This is a genomic window from Dechloromonas hankyongensis (assembly GCF_022012295.1).
Taxonomy (GTDB): Bacteria; Pseudomonadota; Gammaproteobacteria; order Burkholderiales; family Rhodocyclaceae; genus Azonexus; species Azonexus hankyongensis.
The window spans coordinates 1725745-1747339 of record NZ_JAKLTN010000001.1 but is presented as its reverse complement, the minus strand read 5'-3'; the positions used below and the strand labels follow the sequence as shown (position 1 = coordinate 1747339).

General features: G+C 65.0%; 21 protein-coding genes. 12 read left to right on the top strand and 9 right to left on the bottom strand.

The genetic code is table 11. The features are described 5' to 3' along the window. Window positions 1-209 precede the first annotated feature (209 nt). From LZ012_RS19790 to LZ012_RS08340, 3 genes are all read left to right on the top strand, one after another. Window positions 210-332, top strand: coding sequence for a PEP-CTERM sorting domain-containing protein (locus tag LZ012_RS19790; protein ID WP_420839499.1), 123 nt, complete (start codon window positions 210-212; stop codon window positions 330-332). Between the two features lie 224 nt (window positions 333-556). Beyond that, on the top strand, window positions 557-817 hold the full coding sequence (locus LZ012_RS08345) for a hypothetical protein (RefSeq protein ID WP_275709517.1): 261 nt from the start codon (window positions 557-559) through the stop codon (window positions 815-817). Between the two features lie 84 nt (window positions 818-901). Then, a complete protein-coding gene (locus tag LZ012_RS08340; RefSeq protein WP_275709514.1) occupies window positions 902-2554 on the top strand; it encodes a SagB/ThcOx family dehydrogenase in 1653 nt (550 codons plus the stop codon). 84 nt (window positions 2555-2638) lie between these two features. Here the strand turns inward: LZ012_RS08340 and LZ012_RS08335 are convergent, their stop codons facing one another. Then, window positions 2639-2833 (bottom strand): hypothetical protein, encoded by a 195-nt coding sequence (locus tag LZ012_RS08335; protein ID WP_275709512.1) that lies wholly within the window; start codon window positions 2831-2833, stop codon window positions 2639-2641. 189 nt (window positions 2834-3022) lie between these two features. Here LZ012_RS08335 and LZ012_RS08330 point away from each other — a divergent pair, with 189 nt between their 5' ends. The 6 genes from LZ012_RS08330 (at window position 3023) to LZ012_RS08305 (ending at window position 10888) form a co-directional block, all read left to right on the top strand. After that, entirely contained in the window at window positions 3023-4627 is a 1605-nt protein-coding gene (locus LZ012_RS08330) for a PAS domain-containing hybrid sensor histidine kinase/response regulator (protein ID WP_275709510.1), read from the top strand. A 99-nt stretch (window positions 4628-4726) separates the two neighbouring features. Next, on the top strand, window positions 4727-5221 hold the full coding sequence (locus tag LZ012_RS08325) for a GlcG/HbpS family heme-binding protein (protein WP_275709508.1): 495 nt from the start codon (window positions 4727-4729) through the stop codon (window positions 5219-5221). 191 nt (window positions 5222-5412) lie between these two features. Further along, window positions 5413-7077, top strand: coding sequence for an ABC-F family ATP-binding cassette domain-containing protein (locus LZ012_RS08320; protein ID WP_275709505.1), 1665 nt, complete (start codon window positions 5413-5415; stop codon window positions 7075-7077). A 23-nt stretch (window positions 7078-7100) separates the two neighbouring features. Next, entirely contained in the window at window positions 7101-7952 is an 852-nt protein-coding gene (locus tag LZ012_RS08315) for a putative RNA methyltransferase (protein ID WP_275709503.1), read from the top strand. A 164-nt stretch (window positions 7953-8116) separates the two neighbouring features. Continuing rightward, window positions 8117-9343 (top strand): GNAT family N-acetyltransferase, encoded by a 1227-nt coding sequence (locus tag LZ012_RS08310; RefSeq protein ID WP_275709501.1) that lies wholly within the window; start codon window positions 8117-8119, stop codon window positions 9341-9343. 45 nt (window positions 9344-9388) lie between these two features. Further along, the gene (locus LZ012_RS08305; protein ID WP_275709499.1) at window positions 9389-10888 is read left to right on the top strand and encodes a lipopolysaccharide biosynthesis protein; all 1500 of its coding nucleotides are present in this window, start codon (window positions 9389-9391) and stop codon (window positions 10886-10888) included. A gap of 12 nt (window positions 10889-10900) precedes the next feature. On the opposite strand, the gene LZ012_RS08300 is transcribed toward LZ012_RS08305, so the two are convergent. The 6 genes from LZ012_RS08300 to LZ012_RS08275 form a co-directional block, all read right to left on the bottom strand. Then, window positions 10901-11674, bottom strand: coding sequence for a LamB/YcsF family protein (locus LZ012_RS08300; RefSeq protein WP_275709497.1), 774 nt, complete (start codon window positions 11672-11674; stop codon window positions 10901-10903). Window positions 11675-11707: 33 nt separating this feature from the next. Then, window positions 11708-12760 carry a 5-oxoprolinase subunit C family protein gene (locus tag LZ012_RS08295; RefSeq protein ID WP_275709495.1) on the bottom strand — a complete coding sequence of 351 codons (1053 nt, stop codon included), beginning with the start codon at window positions 12758-12760 and terminating at the stop codon, window positions 11708-11710. Further along, window positions 12760-13524 carry a 5-oxoprolinase subunit PxpB gene (pxpB, locus tag LZ012_RS08290; protein WP_275709493.1) on the bottom strand — a complete coding sequence of 255 codons (765 nt, stop codon included), beginning with the start codon at window positions 13522-13524 and terminating at the stop codon, window positions 12760-12762. The genes LZ012_RS08295 and pxpB overlap by 1 nt, the downstream gene beginning before the upstream one ends. A gap of 15 nt (window positions 13525-13539) precedes the next feature. Next, window positions 13540-14826 (bottom strand): Glu/Leu/Phe/Val family dehydrogenase, encoded by a 1287-nt coding sequence (locus tag LZ012_RS08285; protein ID WP_275709491.1) that lies wholly within the window; start codon window positions 14824-14826, stop codon window positions 13540-13542. 79 nt (window positions 14827-14905) lie between these two features. Beyond that, complete coding sequence (locus tag LZ012_RS08280) at window positions 14906-16141, bottom strand: MFS transporter (protein ID WP_275709489.1); 1236 nt, start codon at window positions 16139-16141, stop codon at window positions 14906-14908. Window positions 16142-16242: 101 nt separating this feature from the next. Next, complete coding sequence (locus LZ012_RS08275; RefSeq protein ID WP_275709487.1) at window positions 16243-17055, bottom strand: putative hydro-lyase; 813 nt, start codon at window positions 17053-17055, stop codon at window positions 16243-16245. A 184-nt stretch (window positions 17056-17239) separates the two neighbouring features. Between LZ012_RS08275 and LZ012_RS08270 the strand changes: the two genes are divergently transcribed. Further along, window positions 17240-18121, top strand: coding sequence for a LysR family transcriptional regulator (locus LZ012_RS08270; protein ID WP_275709485.1), 882 nt, complete (start codon window positions 17240-17242; stop codon window positions 18119-18121). 52 nt (window positions 18122-18173) lie between these two features. Further along, window positions 18174-18578: an alternative ribosome rescue aminoacyl-tRNA hydrolase ArfB gene (gene arfB, locus LZ012_RS08265; RefSeq protein ID WP_275709483.1), complete on the top strand. Its 405-nt coding sequence runs from the start codon at window positions 18174-18176 to the stop codon at window positions 18576-18578. 66 nt (window positions 18579-18644) lie between these two features. On the opposite strand, the gene LZ012_RS08260 is transcribed toward arfB, so the two are convergent. Together LZ012_RS08260 and LZ012_RS08255 are read right to left on the bottom strand one after the other, a co-directional pair. Further along, window positions 18645-19073 carry a CBS domain-containing protein gene (locus LZ012_RS08260; protein ID WP_275709482.1) on the bottom strand — a complete coding sequence of 143 codons (429 nt, stop codon included), beginning with the start codon at window positions 19071-19073 and terminating at the stop codon, window positions 18645-18647. A 204-nt stretch (window positions 19074-19277) separates the two neighbouring features. Continuing rightward, window positions 19278-20180, bottom strand: a complete 903-nt coding sequence (locus tag LZ012_RS08255) for a MerR family transcriptional regulator (RefSeq protein ID WP_275709480.1) — start codon at window positions 20178-20180, stop codon at window positions 19278-19280. A 106-nt stretch (window positions 20181-20286) separates the two neighbouring features. Between LZ012_RS08255 and LZ012_RS08250 the strand changes: the two genes are divergently transcribed. Next, window positions 20287-21594: an NAD(P)/FAD-dependent oxidoreductase gene (locus tag LZ012_RS08250; RefSeq protein ID WP_275709478.1), complete on the top strand. Its 1308-nt coding sequence runs from the start codon at window positions 20287-20289 to the stop codon at window positions 21592-21594. The last annotated feature ends 1 nt before the right edge of the window (window position 21595 follow it).

The window sequence follows — 21595 nt, the reverse complement described above, 5'->3', positions numbered from 1 at the left end:
AAATAAAACAGATTGAATTGAAGGCACAAATACTTTACTCGCGCCACCAGAAGCAAAAATCGCGCCACAACGTTTATGCATTTGTATTTAAATAATTAAAACATCCTCGACGGAGGATGCTCATCTGCAGTGTAAAAATTACCGACAGCCTTTTTCAGCACGAAAAATAAAAGGGGCATGGGCTTCAGTTCTTATCGCACTTTGCCAACCTGGCCGTCGATAATCTGCAGGTCACCACCGCCAACCGTGTTCCGGAACCGACCAGCATGGCTCTCGTCTGCCTGGGCCTGGTCGGCGCCGGTATGAACCTCCGCAAAGGCAAGAAGCAATAGACGGATGGCCGAAGCCATCAGGAATTGATGCCGGCATCCTCGGCCTCGATTCCGGGAAAATGAAACGGGAACGGCGGTTCCCGTTTTTTATTGCCTGGCGGTCGCTCATTCCGGTTCATCAAAATAAAAATTGCATGGCACGTCCATTGCACACCAGCGGTCAAACGCCAGTCCGCTGTCGGATTAGCGACACGTTTGCCTGACACCTTCGCAAGGAGTCCGCCATGCAATTCACCACCAAAGACCTCAATGGCCACAGCGTCGCCGTCGGCGACAGGGTGCGTGTCCTCGACATTTCACCCGATCCGGAACTGGAAGAGGACCAATTGGAGATGTTCATGGACATGATCGGCGCCGACTGCGCGATCGAACGCATCGATGCCGACGGTACCGGCTGGGTGGCGGTGTGGTGGAACGGCGACGAAGGCACGCAACTGACCCTGGTCGGCCTGGCGCCGCGCCAGATGGAGCGGCTGGCCGAGTGAAGCCGGCCGGCGCAGCGTGCTGACTGTTCGATTGCCCGCCGACACGCCATTGCTGAAACCACCCCACACTGCGAAAAAGCCCCCATGTCGGAAACCCCACAATACCCGCCGCTCCTCGCCTACCACGCCCGCACCAAGCACCGCTTCGAAGCCTACGCCGAAGGCCCCGGGCAACTGGATTGGGATGCCCAACCCGAGCCCTTCCGGCGCTATCCCGGCGCGCCGCTCCTCGAATTGCCATTGGCGGCCGACCGATTCGAGCGCCCGTACGGCAGCCTGAACCAGGCGCCGGCCGAGACCATCGCCGCCGACCTCGACAGCCTGGGCGCCTTGCTGGAACTGAGTTTGGGCATTTCGGCGTGGAAAAGCTGGGGGCCGAGTCGCTGGGCGCTGCGCTGCAATCCGTCCTCCGGCAACCTGCACCCGGTCGAGGCCTACGTGCTGAGCGCCGGACTGCCCGGCGTGCCGGACGGCGTGCACCACTACGACCCCAAGGACCATATGCTCGAAGGCCGCGCCCTGCGCCCGGCCGACGGTTCGCGCTGGCTGGCGGTCGGCCTGTCCAGCGTGATGTGGCGCGAGGCGTGGAAATACGGCGAGCGCGCCTTGCGCTACTGCCAGCTCGATATCGGCCATGCGATCGGCGCTGTCGCCTACGCCGCCGCCCTGCTCGGCTGGCGTATCGAAGCGCTGGCCGTACCGGGCGACAGCCTGGCCCGCCTGCTTGGCGTCGACCGCGCGGACGATTTCCCGCCCTCGCGCTTTGCCTACACCGAAGCCGAGGAAGCGGAAATCCTGCTCGCCGTACAGGCCCCTGGACTAGGCGCGCCGCCGGCGGAACCCGGCGACTGGCTGGCGAACGCCGACTGGCAAGGCACACCGAGCCAGATCGATGCCGCCCCCGGCTACCGCTGGCCGGTCATAGCCCAAGCCGCCACGGCGAGCCGGCCGCTGGCGGTGGAATCAAGCCCGCTCCGCTTTCCGGCGCTCCCAGTCCTACCCACGCTGCCCGCACACCCGGCCGCCACCGGTACCGCGCAGATCATCCGCCAACGGCGCAGCGCCCAGCGTTTCGACCCACGAGCCACGCTCGACAAGGCCGCTTTCTATCGCCTGCTCGACGCCACCCTGCCCCGCCGGCAGGCCCCGTTCACCGGCCAGGAAAGCACCCCGGCCATCCACTTGCTGCTCTTCGTGCTGCGCGTCGACGGCCTGCCCAGCGGCCTGTACCTGCTGCCGCGCACGCCGGAAGCGGCCATCACGCTGCCCGCCGTGCTCGGCGCCAGCGACGAACGCTTTGCCGACCAGTGTGCGGTTGCGGACAGCGACCCCGATTGTCCCGCCCATCTCGGCCTGATCCTGCTCGCCACTCTCGAATTGCCGGAAATGCAGCGCCTGGCCCGCGCCCTGTCCTGCCATCAGGACATCGCCGCGACCAGCGCCTTCTCGCTCGGCATGCTCGGTGATTTCTCAGGCGTCGCCACGGACGGCTACGCCTACCGCCGCCTGCTGCGCGAGGCGGGACTGGTCGGCCAGGCGCTCTACCTAGAGGCCGAGGCGGCCGGAGTGCGCGGTACCGGCATCGGCTGCTTCTTCGACGATCCGGTGCATCGCACCTTCGGCATCGCCGATCCACGTTGGCAGAGCGTCTACCACTTCACCGTCGGCACCCCGATCACCGACACCCGCATCGAAACCTCGCCGCCTTACCCGCAGCGAAAACAGGAAACCCCATGACCCCGTGGGGCCAAGCAGCCCGAACCATGCCCCGCTATGGGGCGAATGTTTCACTGGCGTGCAAAAACGGGCTGGCCCGAACGCTTAATGCAGTTCGGCGGCCGCCCCGCCGGTCAGGCAGGCGTAGGACAAAGGCAGGTTGCCGGGCAGCGCGAAGCCGAACAGCAACTCTTCGGCATCCGGCACCGATGCACCGGTGGACAGCACATGCTCCGACAGGCTGGCGAATGCGGCCAGCCGCATCCAGAACAGGGCTTCTTCATTCAATTTCATGGACATGGCACACCTCCGTGAAATCTGCGGCGACAGCTGTCCACAAGCAATCGTTGGGCCTGATGTAAATTCGAGACCAGTGATACCAGAAATGGAAATCGCCGCTTCAACCATTTCGGCTGGGGCAATCGCCAACGATCGCATCAGTTGGCGTACGATACGCTTGCATAAGCGTTCCCTAATCACAGGATAAAAATGCCGAATAATGACTATAACCCGGCGCATCGTGATGGCGCAGGACCAGCAGGGAAAGACTTGCAAGAGGAAGTTCAGGCCCTTCGCGCCGCCAACACCATACTGAAAGAAAGTCGAGAACGCCTGGAACGTGTCCTGGAAGGCTCGGAACAAGGCTTCTGGGAATGGAATCTGGCCACCAATACCTTCTGGGCAAGCGAGCGTTTCGAAGCCATGCTCGGCTTCGCCGTGGGAGAGCGCGATCTGGCTCCCGAAAACTGGCCCACGCTGGTGCATCCCGATGATATGGGCAAAGCCCTGGTCTCGATTGAGCGGCATATCGAAGGCGAGGCCCCTCGCCATGAAGTCGAAATTCGTTGCCTGACCAAATCGGGGGATTGGAAATGGATACTGACGCGCGGCCGCATCGTGACTCGCGCCGGCGATGGAAGCCCGCTGATGATGTCCGGTACGCACACCGACATCTCGGAACAAAAGGCGTGGGAAGCAGAGCTCATGGCGGCCAAGCGCGAAGCCGAACAAGCCAATCTGAGCAAGGCACGCTTTCTGGCCGCGGCCAGCCACGATCTGCGGCAGCCGCTTTCAGCCCTCGGCATTTACATGAACATGCTGCGCCAAAATGCCTCGGCGGCGGAAGCTCCTCTATTCCGGAACATGAGCAACTGCATGGCCAATCTCAACGGGTTGCTCACCGACTTGCTTGATCTCTCCAAGCTCGACGCCGGGGTAGTAGAACCCAAAGTCAGCACCTTCAGCATCCCGGAACTGCTGGACAGTGTGCTGTCGGCACATAGTCCGGTCGCTGCGCAAAAGGGGTTGCGACTCCGCTATCGCTATCGCTCCCTGAACAGCCAGACCGATCCGGTGCTCTTCAGCCGGATCATCAACAACCTGATCGCCAATGCCGTTCGCTACACCGAGCATGGCGGAATACTGGTCGCTTGCCGCAAACACCAGGGAAAGATGTGGATCGAGGTATGGGATAGCGGCATAGGCATACCGCACGACAAGACCAAGGAAATTTTTGAGGAATTCCGGCAACTCGGCAACACGGCACGCAATCGGGGCAGCGGTCTGGGCCTGGCCATCGTCGCCAAAACCGCCGCCCTGCTCGAGCTGTCGATTCGCGTCCGTTCGCGGCCGGGCAAAGGGTCGATGTTTGCGATTGAATTGCCGCCCGGCGGCAAAATCCAGCCATTGGAAAGCTTGCAGCCCGCGATTCGCGCATTGCGTGTTGCTTTGGTCGAAGACAACCCCGTCGTACTCACCGCCATGACGCTGTTCATCGAACAGCGGGGGCATCAGGTGATTGCTGCCGAAACCGCAGTTGCCCTCCTTGAGCGACTGGACGGCCTGGCGCCGGACATTGTAGTTTCCGACTATCGCCTTGATTTCGGGCACACCGGGGTCGATGTCATCGCGGCCGTGCGCCAGGCGTTCGGCGAACACCTGCCTGCCCTGCTCGTCACCGGGGATACCGATCCCGCGTTGCTGCGCAATCTGGCCAGCGATGGCATCGTGGTGCTGCACAAACCGGTCGATGTCGATTGCCTGCACGCCCGGATGGCCGAATTGACGCAATGCCGGCTCGCGCAGGGTGTCTGATCACTTCAGCCTCCCTGCCGGCCGCTTGCCTCAGCCACGCCACTGACATATTCTGAACCTTCGGCCCAGCCCGCGGACTGATCAAACGAGGAGAAATCAATGACACTCAGGAGACAAGTTGTTGCCGCCGCCGTACTGGCCATTGCATCGATCGCGTCGGCCAGCGCCCAGACCCCGCTCACCGAGAGAAATGTCTCGATGAAAATGGCTCAGGCGATCATCGACGGCACGATCGAGCAATGCACCAAGGACGGCTACAAGGTTTCGGTGGTCATCGTCGATAACGCCGGCGTGGTGCATGCGTCGCAGCGCGGCGACGGCACCAATCCGCACACCATGGAATTCGCCCGCATGAAGGCGTACACGGCCCGCACCCGCGGCCAGACCTCGCTCGAATTCATGAAGCTGACCGACAACCCGGCCAACGCCTACCTGCGCCAGATCCCGGGCACGGTGGCCGTCGGCGGCGGCGTCCCGATCAAGATCGGCAACGCCACGATCGGAGCGGTGGGCGTCTCCGGCGCCCCCGGCGGCGAGAAGGACGAAGTCTGCGCCAACGCGGGCATCGCCCGGGTGGCCGACCTGTTGAAGTAAACCTTCCCGACGCTGCCGCCATTGAGCGATGGCGGCGGCGTGGTGTCGCCGGCCAGCGGAGACGGGGTTTCTGGCCCGACTTCGAGCAAAACAGACACCGGAAAAAACTTTCGAGAGATCAATCAGATACAATCTCGCCCCTTGTCGGGAACGCAACATCGCCGCCCGACCCTCCCCCGAAAGTTTTGCTCATGATCACCCTCCGCAACGTCACGCTGCGCCGCAGTTCGAAAGTGCTGCTCGACAAGGCCTCCGTCACCATCAACCCCGGCGAGAAGGTCGGCCTGGTCGGCCGCAACGGCGCCGGCAAATCGACCCTCTTCGCGCTGCTCAACGGCACGCTGCACGAGGACGGCGGCGATTACTCGATTCCCAAGCAATGGGAGATGGGCCAGGTGGCGCAGGACATGCCGGAAACCGAGCAGAGCGCGACCGATTTCGTCATCGACGGCGACACCAAGCTACTTGCCGCCCGCAACGAGGTGCACGACGCCGAGGCCAGCGACGACGGCATGCGGATGGCCGAAGCCTACATGGCACTCAACGACGCCGGCGAACACGATGCCGAATCCCGCGCCCAGGCGCTGATCCTCGGCCTCGGCTTCAAGGTCAGCGAGTTACATAACCCGGTCAACAGTTTCTCCGGCGGCTGGCGCATGCGCCTGCAACTGGCGCGCGCCCTGATGTGCCCGTCCGACATCCTGCTCCTCGACGAACCGACCAACCACCTGGACATGGACGCGCTGGTCTGGCTCGAAGCCTGGCTCAAGCGCTACCCGGGCACGTTGGTCATGATCAGCCACGACCGCGAATTCCTCGACGCCATCACCCAGGTCACGCTGCACATCGACAACGCCAAGCTGGTCCGCTACGGCGGCAACTACAGCAAGTTCGAGGACATGCGCGCCGAGCAGATGCTGCTCCAGCAGGCGACCATGGCCCGCCAGGCCGAGAAGATCGCCCACCTGCAATCCTTCATCAACCGCTTCAAGGCCAAGGCCAGCAAGGCCAAGCAGGCGCAGAGCCGGGTCAAGGCGCTGGACCGCATGGAAAAGATCGCGCCGGTGCTGGCCGAGGCCGAATTCAGCTTCGAATTCCAGGAGCCGCAAAACCTGCCCAACCCGATGCTGTCGATGGTCGATACCGCCATCGGCTACCCGCCGCCGGAGGATTCCCCGGCCGGCACGCCGCCGACCGTCATCGTGCGCGGCATCAACCGCTCGGTGATGGCCGGGCAGCGCATCGGCATCCTTGGCGCCAACGGCCAGGGCAAGTCCACGCTGGTCAAGACCATCGCCCAGGACTTGAAGGCGATCAGCGGCGAAGTGACCGCCGGCAAGGGCCTCAACATCGGCTACTTCGCGCAGCAGGAACTCGACGTGCTGCGCCCGCAGGACACCCCGCTCGAACACATGGTCCGACTGGCCAAGGAAGCCATCGCCGCCGGGCGCAGCAACGTGCCAGGCCGCGAGCAGGAACTGCGCAATTTCCTCGGTACCTTCAATTTCAGCGGCGACATGGTCAAGCAGGCCGTCGGCACCATGAGCGGTGGCGAAAAAGCCCGCCTGGTGCTGTGCATGCTGGTCTGGCAACGGCCCAACCTGCTGCTGCTCGACGAGCCGACCAACCACCTGGACCTCAACACCCGCGAGGCACTGGCCGTCGCGCTGAACGAATTCGAAGGCACGGTGATGCTGGTCAGCCACGACCGCGCCCTGCTCCGTTCGGTATGCGACGAGTTCTGGCTGGTTTCCAAGGGCGGCGTCGGCCCCTTCGACGGCGACCTCGAGGACTACCAGCGCTACCTGCTCGACGAAGCGAGGAAGGCGCGCGAAGAAGCCAGACTGGCAGCCTGACGGCCTTCCTGCCCCCCAACCGCATGAGCATCCTGCCCTTCACCGCCCTGGCCTGCCCGCTCGACGGCGCCCCGCTGCACCGCCAGGGCGCTGCCTGGCAGTGCGCCGCCGGCCACAATTTCGACATCGCCAGCCAGGGCTACACCCACCTGTTGCCGGTGCAGAACAAGCGTTCGCGCGATCCGGGCGACAGCAAGGAAATGGTTGCCGCCCGCCGCCGCTTCCTCAATGCCGGGCACTACCGGCCGATTGCCGATGCCGTCGCCGCCGCGACTCTGGTTGACCTGCCGGTCGACGGCGCAGCGGCCTGCCTCGACGCCGGCTGCGGCGAAGGCTACTACTTGCGGCAACTGGCCGCCGCGGCCGGCGAAGGGCAGAGCCTAGCCATACTCGGCCTCGACATCTCCAAGTGGGCGGTGCAGGCCGCCGCCAAGCAGGACAAGCGCCCGGCCTGGGTGGTCGGCAGCAATGCCAACCTGCCGGCGCTGCCCGGCACGCTCGACCGCGTGCTGTGCATGTTCGGCTTCCCGGTCTATCCCGAATTCGCCCGTGTCCTCAAACCGGGCGGCCGGCTCATCCAGGTCGACGCCGGCCCCGAGCACCTGCGCGAATTGCGCGAAATCATCTACCCGGCGCTGAAGGAAGAACGCCCCGCCGAAACGCGGATACCGGACGGCTTTTCGCTGCTCGCCAGCGAAAGCGTGCGCTATCCGCTGACGGTCGCCGGCCAGGAGCAGATCGCCGACCTGCTGGCGATGACGCCACACCTCTACCGCGCCAGTGCCGAGGGCCGCGCCCGGGCGGCGGCGCTGACCGAGCTGTCGATGACAGTGGATGTCCGGCTGCTCAGCTTCGCGCGCCTTGCCGCCGACTAATCGTCGCTGATCGTGCCGGGTGCTGCTGCTCCCGGCCCCACCCCACACCAATGACGTTGGCAAATCCGTCGCCGACCTAGTCCATCCGGCAGGGTAGGAAGCCACAAAAAGCCGGTCTTGCCTCGGGACAATCGGCATCCAGACCGATACCAGCCGAGGCCTCCATGCACCGAGATTCATGCGACTTCGCGACCACCGGAAAACATTCCCCTTACCAAGTCGGCGGCATCACTGCCCGCAACATTTCTCCCAGTGGGCTCGATAGTGACCTGATCGAAGCGTGGCGATGCCTGGCCGAGCACGCCCTGGTGCCCAATGCCTATCTGACGCCGATGTTCATCCTGCCGGCCCTGACCCATATCGCGCCCCCCGATCCGGTCAGCATCATCCTGATCGAGACCGGGCGCGGCGATCTGATTGGGCTCGGTGTCTTCCAGACCCGGCGCCTGCTGCCCTTTTTCCACTGGCAGGCCCTGGTCAGCTTTCGCTCCAAACACACCTACCTGAGCGGCCTGCTGGTCGATGGTCGGCAGGCGCCGGCGGCGGTCGACGCTTTTTTCGCTTTCGTCAGCCGGCCGGGAAGCGGCTGGCACGGTGTCCGTTTCGACTGGCTGAGCGCCGGCGATGCCCTCGACCGCCTGCTGCAGGAAGTGGCGCACCGGCGGCACCTGTGGTGGTCTGAATCGGCGCGCATGCGGCGCGCCGTCCTGCTGCCTTGGCGCCACGATACGGCAGACCTGATCGCGCGGATACCCAAAGCAGTGCTGAAAAACCTGCACCGTTGCCGGCGTCGCCTGGAGGAGAACGGCCCCACCGACTGGCGAATCCACTACGGCAACGAAGTCGGCGACGAGGTCGTCGAGCGCTTCATCGCCCTCGAGCACATGGGATGGAAAGGCAAGGCGGGCACCTCGGTGCGCGCCGATCCGGCCCATGAACGCTTCTTCCGCGAAATGATCGCCGGCTTCCGCGACACCGGCAGCGTCTTCTTTACCGAACTGCTGCACGCCGGCCAGGTGATCGCCTCGACCTGCAACCTGGTATCGGGCAACGCGGCCTTCGCCTTCAAGATCAGCTGGGACCCCGCCTGCGCCCGCTACTCCCCCGGCATGCTCAACGAACTGCACCTGCTGGAAAGGGCCAAGGAGGCGGTCGGGCATTTCGATCTGGTCGACAGCGGCTCGGTCGAAGGCGGCTTCATCGACAAGCTGTGGCTCGACAAGCGGGAACTGGTGAGCGGCGTTTTCGCCACGACCGGGATCGGCACGCTGCTGCTGGCGCTGGCCGGCCTGCGCCGGCGGATCAGGCAGGTGGCCGCCAGCCTGGGGCGGACCGTGGCCGGCGCCCTGCCCGGCTTTCCCCGCTTCGCACGCAAGACGGGCGGCCTTTGAAAGTCCGGCCATGAGCCGCGACAGACCCCGCCGGGCCGGCGCACCATGACTGCGACCGGCTCCGGCCCCATGCCGACCACGGCGGCCCTGCACCGCCGGGCGCTGTCGCTGGGTACGGTCAATGCGGTCGGCTACGCCGTGCAGTTCGTGCTGCCGGTCGTCCTCGCCCGCTTCCTGAGCGCCGAGTCCTTCGGCGAATACCGGCTGATCTGGCTGGCCATCATGACTGCGATGAGCTTCGTGCCCATGGAAATGCACGGCGTCCTCTACTATTTCCTGCCCCGCGCCACGCCGGCCGAACGGCGGCTGTACGTGCGCCAGACCTGGCTCTACCTGGCCGTCGCCGGCAGCCTCGCCGCCCTCGCCGTCAGCCCGCTCAACCCGTGGCTGCCGGACAGCATCCGTACCCTCGGCCCGACCGCCGCGCTGCTGCCGGCCCTGGTCTTCCTCTACGCGGCGACGCTGCTGCTCGACACCCTGCCGACCATAGAAGAACGCCTGGCCTGGCAGGCCGCCGTAACCCTGTCGCTGGCCCTGCTGCGCGCCCTGGTGCTGTCCGCCGCCGCCTGGCTGACTGGCGACCTGGTCGTCATGCTTTGGCTGCTGCTCGCCGTGCTGCTGCTCAAGGCCGCCCTGCTGGGCATCTACGTCGCCCGCCATCATGGCCTGGCCGGTCCGTGGCTGGGCTGGCGCCAACTGCGCGGGCAATTGGGCCATGCCGCCCCGTTCGGCCTGGCCGACGCGCTCTACCAGCTGCGCGCCCAAGCGGGCCTGTGGGTGGCGGCTGGCCTGTTCCCGCTCGGCCAGTTCGCCGCCTTCTCGATTGCCACCATGCTCGGCCCGCTGGTCAATCTGTGCCGGCAGTCGGTCAATCACGTCTTTCTGCCCAGCATGAGCCGGCTGCATGCCGCCGCCGACTTTGCCGGCACCATCCGACTGAACAGCCAGGCCAACAGCACCGTGTCGCTGGTCGCCTACCCGCTGCTCGCCTTCACCTTCGTTTTTGCCGAAGAACTGATCGGCCTCGTCTTCACGCCCGACTACCTGGCCGCGGCGCCGGCCATGCGGGTCTTCGCGCTGGGCCTGACCGTCCTGCTCGTCGAATTGTCCAGCCTGACGCTGCTCCACCGCGACGGACTGTTCGTCCTGCGCATCAACGCACTGCTGGTCGTCGTGTCGGCCGGCATCAGCTGGCTGGCAGCCCACGCCCTCGGCCTGCCCGGCGCCGCGCTCGGCAGCGTCGCCGCCCTGCTCGTCGACCGCGCCCTGACGCTGCGCCGCATCGCCCGCCACACCGGCATCCCGATCCGCCGCTTGCAGGACTGGACCAAGCTGGCCCGCCTGCTCGGCTGCGTGGTGGTCGCCGGCCTTAGCGCCTGGCAGATCAGCCTGCTCCTGCCCACCGGCCTCGGCGCCGGCAGCCGGCTGGTGCTTGGCGGCCTCGCCCTGACCGGCATCTACGGCGCGCTGCTCAACCTGAACGGCGACCTGCCGAAAATCGGGGCTGCCGCAGCGCCTTGCCCGTCGGCGGAGAAGCGGCCGTAAGCGCGCCTTCCGTCAGGCGGCCAGCTCGGTCAGCCCGACCAGTGTGCAACCGTCAGCACTCAGGCGCTCGCGCAGGTAACGCGCGGTGGCCACCGCTTCCGCCCCGTCGCCATGGACGCAGATACTGCCGATCCGGCACGGCAGGCGCTTGCCGGTGACGCTGACGATGGCACCTTCGTCGAGCATGCGCCGGACGTGGGCATAGCTGGCTTCGGCACCATGGACCATGGCATCCGGGCGGCTGCGCGGCACCAGTTGCCCGTCGTCGAGATAGGCCCGGTCGGCGAAGATTTCCTCGACCACCGGCTGCCCGGCGGCATGGCCGGCCGCACACAGTTCGGAGAGTGCCGGAGCAAGCAGGATCAGCGCCGGATCGTAGGCGCGGATCGCGCGCACGATGGTGTCGGCCAGCGCGCGGTCGGCACAGGCGGCATTGTTCAGCGCACCGTGCGGCTTGACGTGTTGCACACGCAGGCCTTCGGTCCGAGCCATGCCGTCCAGCGCGGCGATCTGATAGAGGATGGCCGCCTCCAGTTCATCCGGCGCCATGGCCATGCGGCGGCGTCCGAAGCCCTGCAGGTCGGGGTAGGACGGATGGGCGCCGACGCCGACGCCGTGGTGCCTGGCCAGTTGCAGGGTCTTCCGCATGACCAGCGGATCGCCGCCATGAAAACCGCAAGCCAGGTTGGCCGAGCCGACCAGCGGCAGCATGTCGGCATCGTTGCCCATGGTCCACGCGCCGTAGCTTTCGCCGAGATCGGCGTTGAGGTTGATCTTGATCGACATTTTGTTCTCCGCGAATTCCAGGTTTATACCGCGTTATGCCGCATACCAGGCCAGTTCGTCGCCGCGTATGGCGCCGCTGATCAGGTTGCCGTCGTAAAGCGCCGCCTCATCGATCACGCCGGGCGGGCGGAAGCTGCCCAGCGCTTCGCACCAGCGGCTCACCAGTTGGGCCTGCTCGCGCAGCGCGGCGGCTGCCTGGGCATGGTCGACGGCGACGAAATGCACCTCGTCGCCCGGCCGGACATGCGCCAGGCGCGCCAGATCGGCGCGGATGACCGTGGCGATCTTGGGATAGCCGCCGGAAGTCTGGCAATCGGCCATCAGCACGATGGGCTGGCCATTGGCCGGCACCTGGATGGAACCGGGCGCCACGCCGTCGGAGACGATTTCCGCCCCCTGCTCGTTGTGGCTCAATTTCCCGCCGTCGAAGCGAATGCCCATGCGGTCCATGTCGCGGGTCACGCGGTAGGGCGTGCCGAGAAAGGCAGCCAGGGCTTCCGGCGTGAAGTAGTCGTCCTGTGGCCCGAGCAATATCCGGATCGGCCCCGACTCGACCGGCCAGTTCAGCGTTCCGCAGGCTTCCACCCACGGATTGCCGGTCAGCGGATCGCATTGCAGGCGGTCGCCAGTGGCCAGCGCCCGCCCCTCGACGCCGCCGAGCCGCGCCCGCAGATAGGTCGAGCGGCTGCCCAGTTGCAGCGGCACCTGAAAACCGCCGGAAATACCGACACAGGCGACACCGCGCGCCACGCCGCCGATGCGCACCACATCCCCGGGGAACAGCGTCGCCGTCTGCCAGGCTTCCACCTTGAGCACGCGGCCGCGGGTATTGACCACCTGGGCCGTGATCTCGCCAGCCAGCGAAATGCGCACGGTGCCGGACAGGGCCTTGAGGGACGGGCCGCCCAGACAGACTTCCAGCACCGCGGCATCGGGATCGTTGCCGAGCAAGGCGTTCGCTGCGGTCATCAGGAAGGGATCGAGCGCCCCGGACACCGGCACGCCGATATTGCGATAGCCGTAGCGGCCGCGGTCCTGGATGGTGACGGCGAGGCCAGCTTCCGTGACTTCAACAATAGCCGCCATCACGCCCCTCCTTCGCGCATCAGGCTGGCCAGATCGAAACTGCCAGCAGCGCATTCACGATCAATCTCAGCATAGGCGGCCGAATCGATGGCTTCCCAGACCACCTGGTCGCCCGGCGCCAGCAGGGCCGGCCGGCGCGCATTGGCCGCGTCGAACAGGCGAATCGGCGTGCGCCCGAGCAAACGCCAGCCGCCCGGGCTTTCCCACGGATAGGCGGCGCACATGCGCCCGGCGATGGCGATCGAGCGGGCCGGCACGACTTTGCGCGGACTGGCCAGGCGTGGCATGTCCAGCACCTCGGGCACGCCGCCCAGGTAGGGGAAACCGGGCAGGAAGCCGAGCATGTACACCGAGAACACGCTGTCGGTGAGCAGTTGCACCACTGCCTCCGGGGTCAGGCCCTTGGCCGCCGCCACGTCGGCCAGGTCCGGCGCGCAGTCGGCGTCGAAGCAGACCGGGATGTGCCAGCGGCAACCGGCGGCCGACAGGATGCCGCTCTTGCCGGCCAGTTCGCCGAGCAGGTCGCGCAAGGCCATGGCATCGGCCTGTTCCGGCCGGAAATGGACAGTCACCGAACGGAAGGTCGGCACCCATTCGACCACGCCCTCCAGGCGGCCGTCGCCGGACAGCGTATCGAGCAGGCTGCAGAAGCCGAGCACCCGGCCGTGGATGGCCGGATCGATGGCCGACCCGAACTCGACAGTCCAGGCGGCATCGCCGACGCTGAGCAGGCGGACGGGCAAAATGGAGGAATCAGCGGTCATGGCCGTAAGAATCGCTCAGGGATAAAGGCCGCGCAGCTTGCGGGCCATGAGAACCCGTTCGCAGCCGAGGACGAAGGCGGCAGTCCGCAACAGGATACCCTTGCTTTGTGCGGCTTCCCAGACGGCGGCGAAGGCGTCGCGCATGATCTTGTCGAGGCGGGCGTTGATCTCGTCTTCCGACCAGAAAAAGGCGCTGATGTCCTGCACCCATTCGAAATAGCTGACCGTGACGCCGCCGGCATTGGCCAGCACGTCGGGGATGACCAGGATATTGCGTTCCTGCAGGATCAGGTCGGCCGCCGGCGTGGTCGGCCCGTTGGCGCCTTCGGCCACGATCTTGGCGCGGATGGCCGGGGCGTTCTTCTCGGTGATCTGGTTTTCCATGGCGGCGGCCACCAGGATGTCCACTTCGCAGCCCCAGAAGTCGTCGCCGCTTATCGGCTCGGAACCCGGCGCGCCGGCCAGGCTGCCCGTCTCCAGGCGATGCTTGCGCACCTGGCGTACATCGAGACCGCGCCCGTTGTGGATGGAGCCGGTCTCGTCCTGGATGGCCACCACCTTGGCGCCGGCATCGGCGAACAGTCGGGCGGCCGCCTCGCCGACGTTGCCGAAACCCTGGATGGAAACCTTGGCCCCGGCAATGGCAATACCCAGGTGGCGAGCGGCTTCGACCGTGCAGATGAAGACGCCGCGCCCTGTCGCATCGTGGCGGCCGAGGCTGCCGCCGAGCGACACCGGCTTGCCGGTGACAACGCCGGTGGTCGTCTTGCCCTGATTGACCGAGTAGGTATCCATGAACCAGGCCATGATCTGCTCGTTGGTATTGATGTCCGGCGCCGGGATGTCCTTGTCCGGGCCGATCAGGATGTTGATTTCGCTGGCATAGCGGCGGGTCAGCCGTTCCAGTTCCTCGATGGTCAGCTTTTTCGGATCGACCCGGATGCCGCCCTTGGCGCCGCCGTAGGGCACATTGACCACGGCGTTCTTGATCGTCATCCAGGCCGACAGCGCCATCACTTCGGTCAGCGTGACCTCGGGGTGGAAGCGGATGCCGCCCTTGCCCGGCCCGCGCGACAGGTTGTGCTGGACGCGATAGCCCTCGTAGTGGGCGATGACGCCGTTGTCGAGGCGGATCGGGACATCGACGATCAGCGAACGCTTCGGCCGGGTCAGGGTTTCGACCCAGGGCAGCAGGGCCTTGTCGAGGTAGGGTTCGACGCGGTCGATCTGGACCAGATAGGTTTCCCAGGGGCCGAGCGAGTCCCGCGACAGGTAGGACGGAATCTTGGCGGTGTTTTCCATGAATTTCTTTCGCGCAACTCCCCGCCGGCGGCACCGCGCTGTGCGCCGGGGAGACTGCGTTGACTGTTGAGGGAGAGGTTTAGGCGGGTTGCAGGGCCAGGTCGCGGCCTTGCGTTTCCGGCAGCGGCAGGCAGGCCAGGATGACCAGCAGGTAGCCGCCGGCAGCGAGCACGCCGATTACTTCGCCGAGCGGGTTGGAGGTGCTCAGATAGCCGACCAGGGCGGGCGACATGGCACCGGCAGCGCGGCCGAAGTTGTAGCAGAAGCCCTGCCCCGAGCCGCGCAGCTCGTTGGGGAATAGTTCGGCCAGGTAAGCGCCCATGCCGGAGAAGATGCCGGACAGGAAGAAGCCGAGCGGGAAGCCGAGGAAGAGCATCAGGCCGTCGGTGATCGGGATGTGGGTGTAGATGTAGACCAGCGTCCCGGCGCAGGTGGCGAACAGCATGAAGCAGTAGCGGCGGCCGAGCTTGTCCGACAGGTAGGCGCTGGTCAGGTAGCCGATGAAGGAGCCGAGGATGAGGACCAGCAGGTAGCCGCTGGTGCCGAGCACCGACAGCTTGCGCTCGACCTTGAGGAAGGTCGGCAGCCAGGTGGTCACCGCGTAGTAGGCGCCCATCATGCCGGTGGACAGCAGGCTGGCCAGGATGGTGGTCTTCAGGAGGCGCGGCGAGAAAATTTCCCAGAAATTGCCGCCGCCTTCGGCCTTCTTCTTGGCCTGGGTGGCGTGGAAGACCTCGGGGTCCTTGATATTGCGGCGGATGTAGAAAATCAGGAAAGCCGGCAGAATGCCCAGCCAGAACAGCACGCGCCAGGCCTGCTCGGCCGGCAGCACGGCATAGACCGCCCAGAAGGCGATGGCGGCAGCACCCCAGCCGACGGCCCAACTACTCTGGACGAGGCCGACCGCCTTGCCGCGATGCTTGGCCTGGATCATTTCGGCAATCAGCACGGCACCGACCGACCATTCGCCACCGAAGCCGAAGCCCTGCATGGCGCGGGTGAAGAACAGCTGCTCGAAGGAATTGGTGAAGCCGGACAGGAAGGTGAATAGCGTGAACCACATCACCGTCCATTGCAGCACACGGACCCGCCCGTACTTGTCGGCAAGGATGCCCGCCGCCCAGCCGCCGATGGCCGAGGTGACGAGGGCGCCGGTAGCGATGTAGCCGGCTTCTACCTTGCTCATGGTCCACGCCGCCATCAGCGTCGGGATGAGGAAGGTGTAGATCATGTAGTCAAAAGCATCGACGCCGTAGCCGGCAAATGCGGCGACGAGCGTCTTTCTTTCATTGGTGTTCGTTTCGGATATCCACACGGTTTGTCTCCTGAATGAGTGGATTAAAAGCCGTCGCTATCGCTCTTTGGCGAAATCCGGCGAAGAAGTGCTCTCTCGTTGAAACTTGGGTATTTGCGCCCCTAGAACGCCAGTTCGCTGTCCAGCAGGTCGGTGACCAGCATGGCGCCCGGCGCGTGGGTGATACAGAAATCCGGCTTGGCTTCCATGACCACGGCTTGCGGCGTGACGCCACAGGCCCAATAGACGGGCATTTCACCGGGCAGGATATCGACCGCATCGCCGAAATCCGGCGTGGCCAGGTCGGCGATGCCGATCAGGGCTGGATCGCCGAGATGCACCGGCGCGCCATGCACGGCCGGCACGCGGGCCGTCACCTGTACGGCGCGGATGGCGTTGGCCGGGGTCATCGGCCGCATCGACACCACCATCGGGCCATGGAACGGGCCGGCCGGTGCCGTCTGGATATTGGTCCGGTACATCGCCACGTTCTTGCCCTGGGCGATATGGCGCAGCGGGATGCCGGCGTCGATCAGCGGCTGTTCGAAAGAGAAGGAGCAGCCGATGACGAAGGTCACCAGATCGTTGCGCCACAGGGCGCCGATGTCGGTCACCTCGTCGACCAGTTCGCCCTTGCGCCACACCCGGTAGCGCGGCACATCGGTGCGGATGTCGAGATCGGCCCCCAGGCGCGGCAAGCGCGGATCGCCCGGCTCGGACACGGCGAGCAGCGGGCACGGCTTGGGATTGCGCTGGCAGAAGCGCAGGAAGTCGTTGGCCAGGGCTTCGGGCAGGATGACCACGTTGCCTTGGACGAAATGCGGCGCGGTGCCGCTGGTATGCCCCGACCAGCGGCCGGAACGGATGGCCTGGCGCGCTTCCAGGCCGGTTTGGGCGAGCAGCTGCGTAGGCGCAGCAGGTGTCACTGTCGTCATGTTGTCTCCGGTTTTTTTGTAATGTGCGCCGAGTATGCGCTGACGTTTTGGGCGCCCACAAACGAAAAATTTCTTTGTGAGTCCATCGATTTTTTTGGAGTCGCCTACTGCCCGGAAAGGTTTTCGGCGCTAAGCTGTGCGGCGGGGCACACGGCTGGCCCCTGCCCTATCGCCAGGAGAGCCCGTGAATCTGCGTTTTGTCGAAGCCTTCGTCTGGGTCGCCCGTCTGCAAAGCATCTCGCGCACGGCGGAGAAACTGTTCCTGACCCAATCCGCCGTTTCCTGCCGTATTGCCGCGCTGGAGGAGGAACTGGGCGTGCCGCTGATCGACCGCCGCGACCGGGTCTTCCGCCTGACCAATGCCGGCAACCGCTTCCTCGACTACGCCGAACGCTTCCTCGCCCTGCAACTCGATCTCAAGCGCGAACTCGGCACCCCGGAGCAATTGCCGCTGTCGCTGCGCGTCGGCGGCATCGAGACGGTGCTGCATACCTGGCTCATTCCGCTGATGGAATCGCTGAAGGGCGAGTACCCGAAGATCGAATTCGAACTCAATGTCGAAATGACCCATGTGCTCAACGAACAGGTCCGCCGCGGCGGCCTCGACCTGGTTTTCTCGGCCTCGCCGGCCATCGGCCAAGGGATTGCCAACGAAGCCTTGGCCCCCATGGAAATGGTCTTCGTCGGCCCATCGAATGTGGATGAAACGCTGCCGCTGAGCATCGCAGCGCTGCTCGACACCGAATTGCTGACCTTCCAGCGCGGCTCGCAACCCCATGTCGCCTTGCTCGAATCGCTCGGCAACGCAGGGATCAGCGACAAGCGCGTGCATACCATTTCGTCCATCTCGGCGCTGGTCAAGCTGGTGGAAAGCGGCTTCGGCCTGGCTACGCTGCCGCGGGCGGCGGCGGAGGAACTGCGCAGCCGTCACCACATCACCCTGCTGGCCAGCGAACTCCCACTCCAGCCTCTGCCGCTCTACGCCAATTACTGGAGCAATCCCGGTTCGCCCGAACTCGACGAAGCCATCGCCCGGGCACTGGCCTTCGCCAAGGCGAAGGCGTAAAGCGAAGCCGAATCGATCAGCCGCCCGATAACCCCAATTTCATCCCGCCGCCATGCCGCCTTTTTTAACCCTCTCCCCCACCGAAATTGAATTTACCGCCATCCGCGCCCAAGGGGCCGGCGGGCAGAACGTCAATAAGGTGTCGAACGCCGTCCATCTGCGCTTCGACATCACCGGCTCCTCGCTGCCGCCGGAAATCAAGGAACGCCTGCTCAAGCTGGGCGATCAACGGATCAGCAAGGACGGGGTGGTGATCATCAAGGCGCAGGAATTCCGCAGCCTGGAAAAGAACCGCGCCGAAGCGCTGCGCCGCCTGGAACTGCTGGTGAACAGCGTCGCCGTGCTGCCGCGCAAACGCCGACCGACCAAGCCGACGCACGGTTCGGTCAAACGGCGCCTCGAACAAAAGGGACGGCGGGGGGAGATCAAGGCGGGACGGCGGTCGACCGGGGACTGAGCGGGAGAGTGCAGGTTTTCGTCGGCAAAGCTGCCGAAACCGGCAGCCGGCAACACGCAAAGCATTTCACCCGAGCACGTCGGGCGGTTCGGAAATGCCGCACACGGCGACGCCTGCGTCACCCGGCCCTTCGCAATTGGCGACATCGGCCAGAGCCAGGATGCCAACCAGATGCTTGTCGTGATCGACAACCGGCAGGCGGTGCAGCTTGATATCGCCCATATTGCGCGCCACATCCGAGATTTCCGCATCGTCGTAGCAGTATTTGACGTCCGAACTCATCACGTCGCGCACTTTGGTACTGTCCGCCGCCTTGCCTTTGGCGATCGCCCGGACCGTGATATCGCGGTCGGTGATCATGCCGACCAGCTTGTCGTTCTCGCCGACGGGCAGGCAACCGATGTCGCAATCGGCCATGATCCGGGCAACGTCATACAGGCTCTGATTGGGATTGGCGACTTGGACGTCGCGGGTCATTGCTTCACTTACACGCATGGCGGGACTCCTTTCGTACATCGTTCATGCTGATTCTCGACGTCGAGCAAGCCGCATTCCCGCCAGGCCCACAGGCAGCAAATGGCGTCCATCTGCCACCGCCGACTGCTAGATGACCGGATTTGGCGTGCAAATTTGGCCTTGTCCTGCAGCTTTTACCGGTAACCCCCGCCCCCGGAACAATCGTTCAATCGGGCATGACAACTACTGGCCCCGCCACGCCGACAAGGCCTGCAAACCTTGCTCCAGTGTCAAAAACAGCCGGACGCCGGCGGGTGGCGACAGGCGCTGGACGCCGGCACCGCCTGCCCACAAGCCAACCGTTGACGGCAGCAGTTGTCTGAGCTGTTGCAGCAAGTCGGGAATCTGGCGCGCGGGGAAGGCGGAAGAAAAAGACAGACTGACGATGTCGGCCCGGTGCGCCGCAGCGGCATGGCCGATTTCGATCAATGGCGTCTGTGCACCGAGGGATATGCACTCGGCGCCTTCCAGCGCAAATAGCGCTTCCACCATCAGCAAGCCGAGCAAATGTTGCTCGTCAGGAACGCTGGTCAGCAAGACGCGAGGCGTACCGACACCCGATGGCAGGACGGCGATGGCCTGTCGCAATACCCTTTTGGTCAATTCCGAAAACAGGTGTTCTTCGAAGACCGCGATGCGGCCATCCTCCCAGGCATCGCCGACGCGCTGGGTGAGGGGCGCCACGACGTCCTGGACAAAACGCTGCAGGCCGTGGCGCACGAGACGTTGCTGCAGCGCCTGCAGGTAGCCGTTGGCGTCGTGCTGTTTGATCAGCGCCAGCAATTCCTCCAGGCCCTGCGTATCGACCGTGGCGGCTTCGACCCGCGCCAGGCGGGCATGCCGCGGCGCCAGCATGGCCAGTTCGTCAGCCGGTAGCGCCAGCAGCTTTCCGGGGCGATGCCCTTGATCCATAAGGCGTTTGACCAAGCGTAGCCGCTCGACCTGTTCGGCCGGATAGGCGCGTTCGCCGTTGGTATCGCGCTCGGGTAGCGGGAAGCCGTAGCGCCGTTCCCACATGCGCAGGACGTCCTTCGACAATCCGGTATCACGCTCGACGGCGGCAATGCTGAAATTTGGGGTATTCATAATTTGTCCTGAACAAATGTTAGACAAACCGTTGACAAGTGCTCTTTTGAACACTACTGTACGAACAAAAGCACGCTTTGTCTAGGACAAATAGAGGTTGAGCCCTATGAAAATACAACGCATTGCCGTCATCGGCGCAGGTATCTCCGGTCTGGCCAGCGCCTGGTTGCTCTCCCGTCCGCATGACGTGACGCTGTTCGAAGCCGGCCCGTACTTGGGTGGGCACACCAATACGGTAGACGTCACGCTGGAGGGAAAGACGCACCCGGTCGATACCGGCTTTCTCGTATTCAACGAAAAAACCTACCCCAACCTGATTGCGCTGTTTGGGCTTCTCGGCGTTGAAAGCGTCGAAACCGAGATGTCCTTCGCCGTCAGCCTGGAAAACCCGGATATCGAGTGGGCGGGCAGCAATCTGGCGACCATCTTCGGCCAGAAGCGCAACCTCGTGCGGCGCAACTTCTGGACGATGCTTTCCGACATCCTGCGCTTCAACCGCGAAAGCACGGCCTGGCTGCTCAGCCACCCGGAGGATCGGCAGAGTCTGCGCAGCTTTCTTGATGCCGGCGGCTATTCGCGGGCCTTCGCGGACTGGTATCTGCTGCCGATGGCGGCGGCGATCTGGTCCTGTCCGACGGGGCAAATGCTCGACATGCCGCTCGCCACCTTCATCCGCTTCTGCTCGAACCACGGCTTGCTGCAGGTCTTCGACCGGCCGCTGTGGCGTACCGTCAAGGGCGGTGGTCGCGAGTACGTGCGCAAGATCGCTGCCCAGCTCACCGATGTTCGTACCGCTTGCCCGGTCACGGCCGTGACCCGCGAAGGGGCGGGTTTGCGTGTGACTCATGCCGGCGGCAGCGAATGCTTCGACCAGGTCGTGCTGGCCTGCCACAGCGACCAGAGCAAGGCGATCCTCGGCATGACGGCGAGCGACGGCCAGCGCGAGGTGCTATCGGCCATCCGCTACCAGCCCAACCGCGCCGTACTGCATACCGATCCGGCCCTGCTGCCGCGCGACCGCAAGCTGTGGTCGGCGTGGAACTACTTCGCCGGACAAGGCGAGCCTGGCGATCAACCCGTCGGTGTCTCTTACCTGATCAACAAATTGCAGCCGTTGCCCTTCGCAACGCCGGTGGTGGTGACGCTGAATCCGGCGCGCGAACCCGATCCTGCCAGGGTCATCGCCGAATTCGACTATGCCCACCCGATTTTCGACGGCCCGGCCATCGCGGCCCAGGAACGGCTGGCCGAGGTGCAGGGTGAAGGGGGCATCTGGCTGGCCGGCGCCTGGGGTAGCTACGGTTTCCACGAGGATGGGCTGAAGTCCGCGCTACGCGTCGCCAACGGCCTGGGCGTGAAAGCGCCCTGGCAGGGTGGCGTCGCCGCGTTGGCGCGCGAAGCCGAGAGCGCCTGAG

What these genes read in the sequence shown, in the direction of transcription:
- LZ012_RS08345 (WP_275709517.1), top strand. Translation starts at nt 557, where the DNA reads ATGCAATTCACCACCAAAGACCTCAATGGCCACAGCGTCGCCGTCGGC.
- LZ012_RS08315 (WP_275709503.1), top strand. Translation starts at nt 7,101, where the DNA reads ATGAGCATCCTGCCCTTCACCGCCCTGGCCTGCCCGCTCGACGGCGCC.
- LZ012_RS08330 (WP_275709510.1), top strand. Translation starts at nt 3,023, where the DNA reads ATGCCGAATAATGACTATAACCCGGCGCATCGTGATGGCGCAGGACCA.
- LZ012_RS08335 (WP_275709512.1), bottom strand. Translation starts at nt 2,833, where the DNA reads ATGTCCATGAAATTGAATGAAGAAGCCCTGTTCTGGATGCGGCTGGCC.
- LZ012_RS08325 (WP_275709508.1), top strand. Translation starts at nt 4,727, where the DNA reads ATGACACTCAGGAGACAAGTTGTTGCCGCCGCCGTACTGGCCATTGCA.
- LZ012_RS08300 (WP_275709497.1), bottom strand. Translation starts at nt 11,674, where the DNA reads ATGTCGATCAAGATCAACCTCAACGCCGATCTCGGCGAAAGCTACGGC.
- arfB (WP_275709483.1), top strand. Translation starts at nt 18,174, where the DNA reads ATGCCGCCTTTTTTAACCCTCTCCCCCACCGAAATTGAATTTACCGCC.
- LZ012_RS08340 (WP_275709514.1), top strand. Translation starts at nt 902, where the DNA reads ATGTCGGAAACCCCACAATACCCGCCGCTCCTCGCCTACCACGCCCGC.
- LZ012_RS08295 (WP_275709495.1), bottom strand. Translation starts at nt 12,760, where the DNA reads ATGGCGGCTATTGTTGAAGTCACGGAAGCTGGCCTCGCCGTCACCATC.
- LZ012_RS08260 (WP_275709482.1), bottom strand. Translation starts at nt 19,073, where the DNA reads ATGCGTGTAAGTGAAGCAATGACCCGCGACGTCCAAGTCGCCAATCCC.
- LZ012_RS08320 (WP_275709505.1), top strand. Translation starts at nt 5,413, where the DNA reads ATGATCACCCTCCGCAACGTCACGCTGCGCCGCAGTTCGAAAGTGCTG.
- LZ012_RS08285 (WP_275709491.1), bottom strand. Translation starts at nt 14,826, where the DNA reads ATGGAAAACACCGCCAAGATTCCGTCCTACCTGTCGCGGGACTCGCTC.
- LZ012_RS08255 (WP_275709480.1), bottom strand. Translation starts at nt 20,180, where the DNA reads ATGAATACCCCAAATTTCAGCATTGCCGCCGTCGAGCGTGATACCGGA.
- LZ012_RS08310 (WP_275709501.1), top strand. Translation starts at nt 8,117, where the DNA reads ATGCACCGAGATTCATGCGACTTCGCGACCACCGGAAAACATTCCCCT.
- LZ012_RS08250 (WP_275709478.1), top strand. Translation starts at nt 20,287, where the DNA reads ATGAAAATACAACGCATTGCCGTCATCGGCGCAGGTATCTCCGGTCTG.
- LZ012_RS08275 (WP_275709487.1), bottom strand. Translation starts at nt 17,055, where the DNA reads ATGACGACAGTGACACCTGCTGCGCCTACGCAGCTGCTCGCCCAAACC.
- pxpB (WP_275709493.1), bottom strand. Translation starts at nt 13,524, where the DNA reads ATGACCGCTGATTCCTCCATTTTGCCCGTCCGCCTGCTCAGCGTCGGC.
- LZ012_RS08305 (WP_275709499.1), top strand. Translation starts at nt 9,389, where the DNA reads ATGACTGCGACCGGCTCCGGCCCCATGCCGACCACGGCGGCCCTGCAC.